This is a genomic window from Thioclava sp. UBA3469 (assembly GCF_002378135.1).
Taxonomy (GTDB): domain Bacteria; phylum Pseudomonadota; class Alphaproteobacteria; order Rhodobacterales; family Rhodobacteraceae; genus Thioclava; species Thioclava sediminum.
Genome location: NZ_DFRG01000126.1, coordinates 1 through 12,439 on the forward strand (window position 1 = coordinate 1; position 12,439 = coordinate 12,439).

A 12,439-nucleotide genomic window follows, 5' to 3' on the forward strand; every position below is an offset into this window, starting at 1 on the left:
CGAATTGAAAAGAGTGCGCTTATGTCCGTGGCAAAGCCTTACAAGACCATCCACAATTGCCCCAACTGCAAGCAGTTGCACCCGCATTGGGATTGCAGCCTCGCGCCGGCGCTGGTGGTCAAGCCGGGGGAGATCTTCAGCCTGACCAGCCCCGACGCATCGAACGGGCTGCTGACACGCCAGTCGACCTCGACGGACATGGCCCGGATCGATTACAACAAGCTCGACCCGCTCTGCGGCCCGGTGTTCGTCGAGGGGGCACAGGTGGGCGATGTGCTCAAGGTCGAGGTGCTCGATCTTGAGCTGGGCGCCTGGGGCTGGACCGGGCTGATCCCCGGTTTCGGCCTGTTGCACGACGAATTCCCGCAGGCCTATCTGCAGACCTTCGATCTGACCGGCGACAGTGTCGAGATCCTGGGCGAACGTTTCGCGCTCAATCCGATGATGGGGGTGCTGGGCACAGCGCCGCGGATGAGGGGGGAGTTTCCCTCGATCGCGCCAACCGTTGCGGGCGGCAACATCGACGTGCGGTATCTGCAGGCCGGGGCGACGCTCTACCTGCCGGTCTTCAACGAGGGCGCGCTGCTTTCGGGGGGGGACGGGCATGGGCTGCAAGGGGAGGGCGAGGTGTCGGGGGCCGCGATCGAGGCCCCGATGACCTCGACCCTGCGCGTCGAGATCCTGCGCGGCACGGCGCTGGCGGCACCCGTTCTCGACATGTCGACCCGGAACTACCCCGAGACGGAGTATCGGAATTTCCTCGGGATCGGTCCCGATCTGATGGCGGCTGCCCGAGATGCCACGCGCTACGCGATCGACGCGCTGGCGGCGGTGCACAACATCGACCCTCATGTCGCCTATGCGGTCTTTGGCATGGTTGCCGAACTCCGTATACATGAGGTCGTCGATCAGCCGAACTGGGTCGTCGGGTGCATGCTCCCGCGCCGACTCTTCGGGGCGGTCTGAGCCAGCGGATATTCCCGTTGCGCGGCTGCGCGATTCAACGCTGAGCACAAAGTGGGCAGGGCCGGACAATTCCTGTTTGAATAATGTCGTTTCCGACAATCGCTCTGACTTTTGTATACGAAAAATGGATGGTCCCTGTCGCTTTGTATTCAATGGGTGAGGTGCTCATCCATGGAGGCGGCGATGGCCAGACTTGCTCAAGAGGATCCGCGCGGGCCTTTTCACGGGTTCGGAATGGAGATGGTCGATTACGCGGCAGGCGAGAGCACCGACCCGCCGAGCGATAGCTACATGGTCTGCCTGGTCACCCGCGGGGTTGGCGAGATGCGCGTGCGGCTTGATGGTGGACGGGCGCACCGGGTGATCGCGCGTCCCGGTACCTTCGTGCCGATCCTGTCGCCGGGTGTCGTGGGCGAGTACTGGTCCGAGGCGCCGATGCGGCATCTGGTCCTGTCGATCCCGGCGCAGGGCATGATGCGGCGCGGTGGTGTCGATGATCTGCGCCGCCTGAGTGAGGACGCTTTCTCGAACCCCTTGCTGGTGGAGCTGGTGCACGAATTGTGGAGCGAGGGCAGGGGGACGCTCGCGCAAGACCGGCTCTATGCCGAAACGCTCCTGTCGACATTCTGCGACGTGCTCGGGCGCGCCGCCGTCTCAAAGCCCGGCGGGCGGGCGTCGGGCGCCTGTCTCAACCCGATTCAGGTGGCCCGACTGCGGGACTATTGCGAGGCGCATCTGCACGAGAAGATGACGCTGGAGGACCTGGCGCAGATCGTTGGAATGTCGGAGCGAAACTTTGCGCGCGCCTTCAAGGCGGCGGTCGACGAGACACCCTATCAGTTCCTGATGGCATTGCGGATCGAGCGCGCAAAGAACTGGCTCGAGACCGGAGACTTGCCGCTGACGGACATTGCGGCGATGACGGGATTTGCCGATCAGGCGCATTTCACCGCGGCCTTCGCGCGCCGCGTCGGGCAGTCGCCGGCACGCTATCGCGCCGCCTGGGGCAAGGACTGATTTCGCAAAAGGCGGCGCGGATTCAAAAAATCAGCGGCAATTCAAAAGACCGAAATTCTGCGCCGCGGCACGATCGCCCTGCAAAATACCACTTGCGGTCCAACAGGGATGAACCAATGAAAAGACGTCAATTTCTCTCGGCCGCCGGCAGCACCGCGCTTGCCGCCGCCGCGAGCTCGTTTCCGCTGCCGGGGCTGATCCGCCGCGCCTATGCCGCGAGCGGCGACACCGTGAAGCTCGGCTGCCTGTTCTCGTCCTCGGGCACGATGGCGAATATCGAGGGGCGCCTGAACTACGTCGTCAAGATGGCGGCCGACGAGATCAACGCCAAGGGCGGCGTTCTCGGCAAGATGATCGAGCCGGTGATCACCGATCCGGGCTCCGACTGGCCGCTCTATGCCCAGCTCGGCAAACAGCTGATCCAGCAGGAAAAGGTCGCCGTGACCTTCGGGTGCTGGACCTCGGTGAGCCGCAAATCGGTGCTGCCGGTGGTCGAGCAGAACGATGCGCTGCTGTATTACCCGCTGCATTTCGAGGGCGAGGAAAACTCGAAGAACGTCGTCTATCTGAACTCGCCGCCGTCCTCGTCGGTGCTGCCCGCCGTCGAATACCTGATGAGCGAGGAGGGCGGTTCGGCGAAGCGCTTCTTCATGCTTGGTTCCGACTATGTCTGGCCGCGCACGATCAACCAGCAGCTCAAGGGCTATTGGAAATCGAAGGGCATCGAGGAAAGCGCGTGGCGTGAGGAATACGTTCCGCTTGGCTTCTCGAACTTCCAGACGCTGGTCAACCAGATCCGCGATTTCGCCGACCAGCCCGGCGGCCAGCCGATCGTCGTGCTTACCGTGGTCGGCAACTCGATCCCCGACTTCTTCCGCGAGTTCATCAACCAGGGCATCAGCGCCTTCGACGTGCCGGTTCTGGCACTCGATGCGGTCGAGGCTGACCTCGAGGGGCTCGACACCAAGCCGCTCGTCGGCCACCTGAACTGCTGGGCCTATCTGCAGAACGCCAAGGGCGAGAAGAACAAGGAGTTCCTCGCGAACTGGGCCAACTATGTCACCACCAACAAGGTGCCGTTCAAGCCCGATGTGGCGATCGATCCGATGGTCTCGACCTATGACGGCGTGCATCTGTGGGCGATGGCCGCCGAGAAGGCCGGCTCGTTCGACGTGCCGGAAGTGCGTTCGGCCTTTGGCGGGCTCAGCTTCGACTGCCCGTCGGGCTACAACATCACGATGGGCAGCGAGAACAACTACGTCAAACGCGGCGTGTTCATCGGCTCGGTGAACGAGGCGCAGGGCTTCGACGTGCTCTGGCAGTCGCCCGACACGCCCGAGCCCCTGCCGTTCAGCCCCTACATGAAGGGCTGATGTCTCGGGGCGCCGGCCTGTCACTCCGGGCTGGCGCTCCGTTTCCATTTGCGGAACTGGAAATGGTCTTGCTTGATCGCATCGGGCGGTTGCTGGCGTTTGTGCTGGTCGCCGCGACACTGGCCGGGCCCGGCGCTGCGGCCCCGCGCGAGGATATGCTGGCGCCGCTTTGCGCCGGAGACTTTGGCGCGCAGAAGGCGGCGCTCGAAGAGATCGCCCGCGCCGGTGTCGCGGGCAGCGATGCCGAGGCCGCCTGGGCGCTCCGGGTCGTGGCCGCCTTCGACGGCCGAAAGCTGCGCTGCGCGGGCCCGCTTGCCTATCTCGAGGAGCCGGACGGGCTGATCGGCGCGGCGACGCTTGAACCCGCCGCCGGCCTTGATCCTGCAAGCCTGTCGGAGCCGTCCGTAAACCTTCGGCTGCGCGCCTTTTCGGCAAGCGCAACGGCTGTGCTGACGCTGCGCGGCGCGCCCGATCTTGCGGCGCGCAGGGCGGCGTTCGGCGTGCTGGCCAAGCGCGGCGAGGCGCTGACCCCCCAGATGATGGAAGACCTGGCGGCCGCCGAGACGGATGCCGCGCTGCAGGCGGAAATTCTGGCGATGCAGGCTGCGATGCAGCTTGGCAATCCCGATCCCGCCCTGCGCCTTGCCGCCGTCGACGAGATCGGCAAGACCGCCTCGAAGGCGAATGCGTCGATGCTGACCGAGGCGCTGGCCAAGGAGAAGGATCCCGAGGTCGCGCGGGCGATCAAGACGCAGATCGCGGGGATCGAGCGCGTGCTCTCCTTCGGGCATCTCCTTTCGACCCTCTACAGCGGCATGAGCTATGCAAGCGTGCTGTTCCTGGCCGCGCTGGGGCTGGCGGTGATCTTTGGCCTGATGGGGGTGATCAACCTCGCGCAGGGCGAGCTGATCATGATCGGCGCCTATGCCGGCTGGCTCGTGCAGGAAGCGATGCGGGCCGTCGTGCCGGGGCTGCTCGACTACTATCTGATCGTGGCGATTCCGGTGTCGTTCCTCGCCTCCGCCCTCGTCGGTCTGGCGATGGAGGTGCTGATCATCCGCCGCCTCTATACCCGGCCGCTGATGACGCTGCTCGCGACCTGGGCGATCAGCCTGCTGCTGATCAATACGGTGCGCGTGGTCTTCGGCTCGCAGAACATGGAGTTCTACCAGCCGGCCTATGTCTCGGGCGGGGTGCAGGTCGTCGGCGATTTCATCATGACGATGAACCGGCTCTTCGCGATCCTGATCTCGGTCGGGGCCTGTCTTGTCGTGCTGTGGCTTCTGCGGCGCACGACCTTCGGGCTCTATCTGCGGGCGGTCACGCAAAACCGGGCGATCGCGGGCGCGCTTGGCATCAACACGCGCCGCATCGACCAACTGGCCTTCGGGCTCGGGTCGGGGCTTGCCGGGCTTGCCGGGCTTGCGCTCTCGCCGCTTTACAACGTCAACCCGAACATGGGCGCGAACTTCGTCGTCGACAGTTTCATGGTCGTCGTTCTGGGCGGCGTCGGCAGCCTGCTTGGCGCGGTGCTCGCGGCGCTCGGGATCGGCCAGATCAACGTGGTGATCGAGCCGCTTTACGGCGCGGTGGCGGCCAAGGTGCTCGTGCTTCTGCTGATCATCGCATTCATCCAGTGGCGGCCCGAGGGGCTGTTTGCACCGAAAGGGCGCCGGTAATGGCCGAGACTATCACCTCCGAGAACGGGCTTTTCCGCAAGACGGCCTGGGTGATCGCCGCTGTCGCGGTGGTGCTGCCGGTGCTGGGCGGCGTGCTGTCCGGCACGCCGGTCGGCCTGAGCCCCTATCTTGCCAACATCATTGGCCAGATCGCCACCTTCTCGATGCTCGCGATCGCGCTCGATCTGATCTGGGGCTATGCGGGCATCCTCAGCCTCGGGCATGGGCTCTTCTTCGCGATGGGGGGCTATCTCGTCGCGATGCATCTGCTCAAGGCCGGCTTCACCTTTGGCGGCATCACGCCGGACTTCATGGTGTTCATGGGCTGGTCCGAGTTTCCGGCCTATTGGGCGGGGTTCGAGTATTTCCCCTATGCGCTCGGCCTGATCGTGGCGCTGCCGGGGCTGCTGGCGCTGATCTATGGCTTCGTGTCGTTCCGCAGCCGCGTCAGCGGGGTCTATTTCGCGATCATCTCGCAGGCGCTGACCTATATCGCGATGCTGCTGATGTTCCGCAACGACACCGGCTTTGGCGGCAACAACGGGATGACCGGCTTTTCCCAGGTTCTGGGCGTGCCGATCGGATCGGATGCGGCGATCGTGGGCATGGCCTCGGCTTCGGTGCTGTTGCTGCTCGCGACGTTCCTTGCCTCGGGCTGGCTGATGCGCACGGCTTTCGGGCGCGTGCTCGTTGCGCTGCGCGACGACGAGGCGCGGCTGCGCTTTCTGGGCTACGAGACGCTCTGGCCGAAGCTTGCGATCTGGACGCTCTCGGCGGTGATCGCGGCGCTGGCCGGCGCGCTTTACGTGCCACAGGTCGGCATCATCAACCCGCGCCTGCTCTCGCCCGATGTCTCGATCGAGATCGCGGTCTGGGTGGCGCTGGGCGGGCGCGGCACGCTTTCGGGGGCGGTGATCGGCGCCGTCATCATCAGCGGGCTCAAGTTCTGGCTTTCGGGCTTTGCCCCCGATCTGTGGCCGTTCATCCTTGCGGCGGTGGTGCTCGTCGTCGTGGTGGCGCTGCCCAACGGGCTGCTCGACCTGCCGCAGGTCCTGCGCGAGCGGATGCTTGGGCGGCTTTCGGCAAAACGCATGGCGGAGAAGCGACATGGCTGAGGCAATGACGGTCCCCGGTGATCAGGCTCTGCAGATCGACGGGCTGCGTGTGGTGTTCGGCGATTTCGTGGCGATCCCGGGGCTGAGCTTTCTGGTGAACTACGGCGAGGTGCACGGGATCATCGGCCCCAATGGCGCGGGCAAGACGACGCTGCTCGACGCGATCACCGGCAAGACGCGCCCGGCCGAGGGCAAGATCGTGCTTGACCGGAGGATCGACCTGCTTGCGCTCGATGAGCCCGAACGCGCCCTGGCCGGGGTTGGTCGCAAGTTCCAGAAGCCGAGCGTTTTCCAGGCGCTTTCGGTGCGCGAGAACCTTGGCCTTGCGCTGCGGCTGCACGCGGGGTCGCTTCTGGCCGAATTGCGCCACTGGGGCGATGCCCGGCGGGGCGAGCGCTGCGACGAGGTGCTCGAAGAGATCGGGCTTGCCGATCTTGCGGACCGCCCCGCGGGCACGCTGGCCCATGGGCAGAAGCAATGGCTCGAGATCGGGATGCTGCTGATGCAGCGCCCGAAACTCTTGATGCTCGACGAGCCGGTCGCCGGGATGAACCGGATCGAGACCGAGCGCACCGCCGAGCTGATCGGCCAGCTGCGCGCGCCCGAGCGCGCGATCCTGGTGATCGAGCACGACATGGATTTCGTCGAGACGGTGGCAGACCGGGTCACGGTGCTGCACGGGGGCGAGCCGATCTTTGCAGGGCGCATGGCGGACGCCCGGCGCGACGCGCGTGTGCGCGAAGTCTATCTGGGGCGATGACCATGCTTTTGTCGGTGGACAATCTTTCGCAGGCCTATGGCTCGGCCGAAGTGCTCGATGGCATCGGATTCGGCATCGAGGAGGGCACCTGCTGCACGCTTCTGGGCCGGAACGGCGCCGGCAAGTCGACATTGCTGCAGACCATCGTGGGGCTGATGCCGCCCACCGGGGGCGACATCCGTTTCGACGGGCAGGACATCACCCATGCGCCGCCCTATCAGCGCTCGCGGCTGGGCATCGGCTATGTTCCGCAGGGGCGCGAGATCTTTTCCGATCTGACGGTCGGGCAGAACATCGAGATCGTGATGACCGCGCATCAGGTCGCCGACCGCAGGGCCACGCGCGACGAGGTGACGGCGCTGTTTCCGGTTCTGGGCGAGATGTGGAACCGGCGCGGTGGCGATCTCTCGGGCGGGCAACAGCAGCAGCTGGCGATCGGCCGCGCCCTGGCGATGCGCCCGCGACTTCTGGTGCTCGACGAACCGACCGAGGGGATCCAGCCCTCGATCGTGCAGGCGATCGAGGACGTGATCCGCAGCCTCAAGGGGCGGATGACGATCCTGCTGGTCGAGCAATATTACGATTTCGCCGCCTCGCTGGCGGACAGCTACGTCGTGATCGACCGCGGCGAGATCGCCGAACAGGGCCGGGGCGCCGACATGGACGCCGAAAGGATCGGGCGGTTCCTGACCGTCTGACGAAACACCACTCGAACGGAGAGAGACATGAGCGGAAAGACTCACAAGCTGGCGGCTGAGCCCGAAAATATCTTCTGGGGCTATTTCGACGCGGCCACGCCGCCGGTGCTGGAAATCGACTCGGGCGACGAGGTCGTGCTGACCTGCATGCCGGCCTGCGTCGAGGCGGATCTGCCGCCCGGCAACAAGGGCGTGCGCGCGGATCACCTGATCGCGCTCAAGGCCAAGGCCGGCGACAAGGGGCCGGGGCCGCATATGATGACCGGGCCGGTCTATGTGCGCGGCGCCGAGCCGGGCGATGTTCTGCAGATCGACATTCTGGACGTGAAGCCGATTCAGGACTGGGGCTTTACCGGGATCCTGCCGCTTCTGGGCGCGCTGCCCGACGAGTTCACCGATTACGAGACGATCCATATCGCGATCGATGCCGAGGCGGGCACCTGCACCCTGCCCTGGGGCATGGAGCTGCCGCTCGATCCGTTCTTCGGCATCATGGGGGTTGCGCCGCCGCCGGTCTGGGGCCGGGTTGGCTCGCCCGAGCCGCGCGCCTTCGGCGGCAATATGGACAACAAGGATCTGCGCGCGGGCGCGACGCTCTATCTGCCGGTGTTCAACGCGGGCGCGCTGTTCTCCGCCGGCGATGGCCATGGTCGCCAAGGGGATGGCGAGGTCTGCATCGCCGCCGTCGAGACGGCGCTCGAGGGACGTTTCCGCCTGACCGTGCGCAAGGACCTCAAGATCGAGACCCCCTTCGCCGAAACCGCCGACGAGCTGATCTCGATGGGCTTCGACGAGGATCTCGACGAGGCGATGCGCAAGGCGGTGCGCGACATGATCCAACTGGTGACCGGCCGCACGCATCTCACGCGCAATCAGGCATATATGCTGCTCAGCCTCGCTGCCGATCTCAAGGTCACGCAGGTCGTCGACGGCGAGAAGGGCATCCACATGGTCCTGCCCAAGAAGTGGCTCTGACGAGACTCGGGGTAACCTGAACTGAACGGGCGGCGCAGGCGTGACAGCGCGCGCCGCCCGTGCGCCGCACGCCACAGGGGTGAGAGAACGGCGCCCGCGCGCCATCGCGATTATCGGTTCTGTCGCAAATGACGCGGTAGGCTGGAATCCGCGTTCCACTGGACAGACTTATGCCGCGAGATCCGCGAAGGTCTGAAACGGCGTAGTGGCGTTGGCTGGGATCTGGCCTTTTCGGATCATATGCGCGGTCTCTATGCCAGCGATGGTCGCGGCGGCTGAGTGGAATGCTTTGAAGCCCATCATCGGGGTGGTGATCCGCTTGATGAAGCGGTGGTCCTGCTCAAGGATGTTGTTCAGGTATTTGATCTGCCGCACCTTGATGTCGTGCCCGTTACCGGTGAATTTCAGGATGACGTTCAGCGCCAGCAAGCCGGCGAGGTTGGCGCCGCTCTTGTCGATCACGACCCGGTCGGGCACGCCATGAGCGGCAATTGCCTGCCTGAAGAAGCGCCGGGCTGCGGCCAGGTCCCGACGCTTGGACAGCGTGAAATCAAGGGTTTGGCCGTCACGATCCACCGCCCGGTAGAGATAGGTCCATTTGCCCTTCACCTTGATGTAGGTCTCGTCCGCCCGCCAGGAAGTGGCCGTCGGCCGCTTCCTGGCTTGTGCCCGGGCGGCAATCAGCGGAGAGAATTTCACGACCCAGCGGTTCAGCGTTGCGTGGTCGACCCTCACCCCGCGTTCGGCCATGATCTCTTCCAGGTCGCGATAGGAGACTGCGTAGCGGAGGTAGAAGAAAACCGCATACAGGATCACCGACTTCGGATAGTGCACACCCTTGAAATCGATCATCTTGCCCTCACCTGCGCAGCTTCTGGAAGGAAAAATATATAGGCGACCGACAGGGAAATCGCGAGGGCCAAGAAGCTTTGCGACAGAACCCTCCGGAGTGACCCCGGACCATTTCGGCGGCATTTCAATACGACGTCCCTAACTCAAAAGACGGCCCGTTTCTTCTTGATGGAGGATCGACGAATGATGGCAAAACAGAGCAACGCGGAAAAACAGGACTGGACGGCGCGCGCCGGCGACGGTGCCCGCAGGCCTCGGCCCGAAGGCAAGGCTCCGGGCCGTGCCTGGCTTGTCGTGCGCCAGCCCATCGGCCCGGCAAGTTACTGGCTGCTTGCTCTCGCAGGATTGGCGACGCCCTTCGTGATCTGGACGCTGGTCGCCTCGACAGGGCTTGTCGGGCCGCGCTTCCTGCCGGCGCCGATGGATGTGGCCCTGCGAGGCTGGGACTGGCTGGGCAATGGCGGACTGGCGGGCGACGCGCTGATCAGCATCTTCCGGGTGTTTTCCGGATTCCTGCTGGCGGTTCTTCTTGCGGTGCCCCTTGGCGTTCTGATCGGGACGTTCCGTCCTTTCGAGGCGTTCTTCGAGCCGGTGAACGATTTCTTCCGCTACATGCCGACCCCGGCCTTCATCCCGCTGGTGATGATCTGGATCGGCATCGGCGAGGGCGCGAAGATCACCATCATCTTTCTGGGCACCTTCTTCCAGATGGTGGTGATGATCGCGGACAATGTCCGTCAGGTGCCCCTGGCGCAGATCGAGGCGGCGCAGACGATGGGGGCGGCGCGGCGCGAACTGATCTCGCAGGTTCTCGTTCCATCCGCGCTTCCGGCGATGTCGGATACCCTGCGCGTCACCATGGGTTGGGCCTGGACCTATCTTGTCGTGGCCGAGCTGATCGCCTCGAGCAGCGGGCTCGGCTTTCAGATCATGCGCGCACAGCGTTTCATGCAGACGGACAAGATCTTCATGGGCATCCTGGTGATCGGCCTGCTGGGGATCGCGTTCGATCAGATCGCCCGGTTCGCCCAACGCCGGCTTTTCCCGTGGTGGAGCCGGAAATGAGCGCGCCGATCATCCAGATCTCGGCGGTCAGCAAGGTCTTCGGCCGGGGCGGGGACGAAGTGACGGCGCTGGCGGGACTCGATCTCGAAATCGCTCGGGGCAGCATCGTCACGCTGGTCGGAGCCTCGGGCTGCGGCAAGTCGACCCTGCTGCGCATCCTGGCCGGGCTTGATGCGCAAACCGAAGGCGAGGTGCGGGTGGACGGGCAGGCGGTGCATGGGCCGGGGCCGGACCGTGGCGTCGTGTTCCAGTCCTACTCGCTCTACCCCTGGCTGACGGTCGAGCAGAACATCGCCTTCTCGACGCGGCTTGCCGCGAACCGGCGCCGGGGCGAGAAGGCCGCGCATGCGGCCCGCGCGCGGGCTCTCATGCAGCTCGTCGGTCTCGAGAAATTCGCCAATGCCTATCCGCATCAGCTTTCGGGCGGGATGCAGCAGCGGGTTGCGATCGCGCGTGCACTGCATCTGCGCCCGCCGATCCTGCTGATGGACGAGCCCTTTGGCGCACTCGATGCGCAGACGCGGGAACTGATGCAGGACCTGCTGCTGCATGTTTTCGAACAGGAAGGCTGCACGATCGTCTTCGTCACCCATGACGTGGAAGAGGCGATCTACCTGGGCAATCGCGTCGTGGTTCTGGCGCCGCATCCGGGCCGGCTCGACAGCGTGCACGAGGTGTCTCTGCCCGCGCATCGCAGCCGCGACATGATCGCCAGCCCCGAATTTCTGGAACTGCGCCGGAAGGTGACAGAGCGGATCCGCGCCACCTCGACCATGACGAACGACCTCAGCGCGCTGTCGCAGTTCGGCGCGCCGCAAGCGGTGGCCGGGGCCTCCCTCCCGGATCTTCCCGCCGCGGGCTTGACGCAAACAACAGGAGATCAGAGATGACGACCATGAGACTCTCGCGCCGGCATGTGATGAGCGCGCTCGCCGCCTCCCTTGCGACCCCTTATCTGGTGCGGCCTGCGCGGGCCGCCGCGCCGCTGCGCGTCGGGGTGCCGATCTGGGTCGGCTGGATGCCGTTCTGGGTGCTCGACAAGAAGGGGCTGACGGCGAAGCACGGCCTTGATCTGAACCTCATCGAATTCCCGGTGCAGACCGATGCGCGTCAGGCGCTGGCAAGCGGCAATCTGGATGTCTGCGCGCTCAACACCGCCGACGTGGTGGTGGTCGATGCCGAGGCGCCTCTCGCCAAGGTCATCGCCTTGACCAATGCCTCGAACGGGGCCGATATCGTCATCGCCCGGGGCGTGAGCACGCTGGCCGATCTGAAGGGCAAGACGGTCGCGCTCGAGATCGGATCGGTGAGCCATTTCTTCTTTGCAAGCCTGCTGGCCAAGGCCGGGCTGAGCGAAAAGGACGTCACCATCACCAATATGTCGGCGCAGGACGCGGGCACCGCCTTCGCCGCCGGGGCGATCGACGTATCGGTCACCTGGGAACCCTTTGCCTCGCAAGGCATCGCGGCGGGCGGCACGGCGCTGGCGACGAGTGTCGACACGCCCGATCTGATCATCGACCTGATCAGCGCGCGCAGTGATGTGCTGGAAACGCGCGCAGACGAGGTGAAGCGGCTGCTCGACGCCTGGTTCGAGGCGCTGGATTTCGTTGGCACCAACAAGGACGAGGCCTTCGCGATCATGGCCGACCACAGCGGGGTTTCGGTCGCGGAATTCGAGGGCATGTGGAGTGGTGTGAAGATGTATTCGCGCGCGGACAACATCGCCCTGATGGGGGCCGCCGGTGCGCCGGGGGCCTATGTCGGGGCGGTCGATGCGACCTCGGCCTTCATGCTGGCCAATGACCTGGTTCCCAGCGTGGTTCCCGCCGCCGAGATCATCGACCCCGCTCTGCTTGCCTGATCCCGACCGGTTTCCGACTCGGCCCGGGCACACCGGGCCGAGTCCCCCAATCGAATTGAAAAGAGTGCGCTTATG

At 65.1% G+C, this 12,439-nt stretch carries 12 protein-coding genes; 11 read left to right on the forward strand and 1 reads right to left on the reverse strand.

The features are described 5' to 3' along the window. The first annotated feature begins 21 nt into the window (after nucleotides 1–21). The 8 genes from B3D39_RS10160 (at nucleotide 22) to B3D39_RS10195 (ending at nucleotide 8,583) form a co-directional block, all read left to right on the forward strand. Nucleotides 22–966: an acetamidase/formamidase family protein gene (locus tag B3D39_RS10160; RefSeq protein WP_113901391.1), complete on the forward strand. Its 945-nt coding sequence runs from the start codon at nucleotides 22–24 to the stop codon at nucleotides 964–966. Nucleotides 967–1,149: 183 nt separating this feature from the next. Then, a complete protein-coding gene (locus B3D39_RS10165; protein WP_274963487.1) occupies nucleotides 1,150–1,983 on the forward strand; it encodes an AraC family transcriptional regulator in 834 nt (277 codons plus the stop codon). A 116-nt stretch (nucleotides 1,984–2,099) separates the two neighbouring features. After that, a complete protein-coding gene (locus B3D39_RS10170; protein WP_113901389.1) occupies nucleotides 2,100–3,356 on the forward strand; it encodes an urea ABC transporter substrate-binding protein in 1,257 nt (418 codons plus the stop codon). A 62-nt stretch (nucleotides 3,357–3,418) separates the two neighbouring features. Next, complete coding sequence (urtB, locus tag B3D39_RS10175; RefSeq protein ID WP_274963488.1) at nucleotides 3,419–5,035, forward strand: urea ABC transporter permease subunit UrtB; 1,617 nt, start codon at nucleotides 3,419–3,421, stop codon at nucleotides 5,033–5,035. Beyond that, the gene (gene urtC, locus B3D39_RS10180; protein WP_113901387.1) at nucleotides 5,035–6,150 is read left to right on the forward strand and encodes an urea ABC transporter permease subunit UrtC; all 1,116 of its coding nucleotides are present in this window, start codon (nucleotides 5,035–5,037) and stop codon (nucleotides 6,148–6,150) included. The genes urtB and urtC overlap by 1 nt, the downstream gene beginning before the upstream one ends. Continuing rightward, nucleotides 6,143–6,910 carry an ABC transporter ATP-binding protein gene (locus tag B3D39_RS10185; RefSeq protein WP_274963489.1) on the forward strand — a complete coding sequence of 256 codons (768 nt, stop codon included), beginning with the start codon at nucleotides 6,143–6,145 and terminating at the stop codon, nucleotides 6,908–6,910. Before urtC ends, B3D39_RS10185 begins: the two co-directional genes overlap by 8 nt. 2 nt (nucleotides 6,911–6,912) lie before the next feature. Continuing rightward, nucleotides 6,913–7,608, forward strand: a complete 696-nt coding sequence (gene urtE, locus B3D39_RS10190; protein WP_274963490.1) for an urea ABC transporter ATP-binding subunit UrtE — start codon at nucleotides 6,913–6,915, stop codon at nucleotides 7,606–7,608. A 27-nt stretch (nucleotides 7,609–7,635) separates the two neighbouring features. Continuing rightward, complete coding sequence (locus B3D39_RS10195) at nucleotides 7,636–8,583, forward strand: acetamidase/formamidase family protein (protein WP_113901385.1); 948 nt, start codon at nucleotides 7,636–7,638, stop codon at nucleotides 8,581–8,583. 168 nt (nucleotides 8,584–8,751) lie between these two features. On the opposite strand, the gene B3D39_RS10200 is transcribed toward B3D39_RS10195, so the two are convergent. Next, a complete protein-coding gene (locus B3D39_RS10200; protein ID WP_274963491.1) occupies nucleotides 8,752–9,435 on the reverse strand; it encodes an IS6 family transposase in 684 nt (227 codons plus the stop codon). Nucleotides 9,436–9,621: 186 nt separating this feature from the next. Between B3D39_RS10200 and B3D39_RS10205 the strand changes: the two genes are divergently transcribed. The 3 genes from B3D39_RS10205 to B3D39_RS10215 are packed head-to-tail and all read left to right on the forward strand — an operon-like array spanning nucleotide 9,622 to nucleotide 12,364. Then, nucleotides 9,622–10,500: an ABC transporter permease gene (locus B3D39_RS10205; RefSeq protein ID WP_113901426.1), complete on the forward strand. Its 879-nt coding sequence runs from the start codon at nucleotides 9,622–9,624 to the stop codon at nucleotides 10,498–10,500. After that, nucleotides 10,497–11,390 carry an ABC transporter ATP-binding protein gene (locus B3D39_RS10210; RefSeq protein ID WP_113901393.1) on the forward strand — a complete coding sequence of 298 codons (894 nt, stop codon included), beginning with the start codon at nucleotides 10,497–10,499 and terminating at the stop codon, nucleotides 11,388–11,390. The genes B3D39_RS10205 and B3D39_RS10210 overlap by 4 nt, the downstream gene beginning before the upstream one ends. Further along, on the forward strand, nucleotides 11,387–12,364 hold the full coding sequence (locus tag B3D39_RS10215; RefSeq protein WP_113901392.1) for an ABC transporter substrate-binding protein: 978 nt from the start codon (nucleotides 11,387–11,389) through the stop codon (nucleotides 12,362–12,364). Before B3D39_RS10210 ends, B3D39_RS10215 begins: the two co-directional genes overlap by 4 nt. Nucleotides 12,365–12,439 lie beyond the last annotated feature (75 nt).

Coding starts and splice junctions, on each gene's coding strand:
- B3D39_RS10160 (WP_113901391.1), top strand. CDS start 22: ATGTCCGTGGCAAAGCCTTACAAGACCATCCACAATTGCCCCAACTGC.
- B3D39_RS10165 (WP_274963487.1), top strand. CDS start 1,150: ATGGCCAGACTTGCTCAAGAGGATCCGCGCGGGCCTTTTCACGGGTTC.
- B3D39_RS10170 (WP_113901389.1), top strand. CDS start 2,100: ATGAAAAGACGTCAATTTCTCTCGGCCGCCGGCAGCACCGCGCTTGCC.
- urtB (WP_274963488.1), top strand. CDS start 3,419: ATGGTCTTGCTTGATCGCATCGGGCGGTTGCTGGCGTTTGTGCTGGTC.
- urtC (WP_113901387.1), top strand. CDS start 5,035: ATGGCCGAGACTATCACCTCCGAGAACGGGCTTTTCCGCAAGACGGCC.
- B3D39_RS10185 (WP_274963489.1), top strand. CDS start 6,143: ATGGCTGAGGCAATGACGGTCCCCGGTGATCAGGCTCTGCAGATCGAC.
- urtE (WP_274963490.1), top strand. CDS start 6,913: ATGCTTTTGTCGGTGGACAATCTTTCGCAGGCCTATGGCTCGGCCGAA.
- B3D39_RS10195 (WP_113901385.1), top strand. CDS start 7,636: ATGAGCGGAAAGACTCACAAGCTGGCGGCTGAGCCCGAAAATATCTTC.
- B3D39_RS10200 (WP_274963491.1), bottom strand. CDS start 9,435: ATGATCGATTTCAAGGGTGTGCACTATCCGAAGTCGGTGATCCTGTAT.
- B3D39_RS10205 (WP_113901426.1), top strand. CDS start 9,622: ATGGCAAAACAGAGCAACGCGGAAAAACAGGACTGGACGGCGCGCGCC.
- B3D39_RS10210 (WP_113901393.1), top strand. CDS start 10,497: ATGAGCGCGCCGATCATCCAGATCTCGGCGGTCAGCAAGGTCTTCGGC.
- B3D39_RS10215 (WP_113901392.1), top strand. CDS start 11,387: ATGACGACCATGAGACTCTCGCGCCGGCATGTGATGAGCGCGCTCGCC.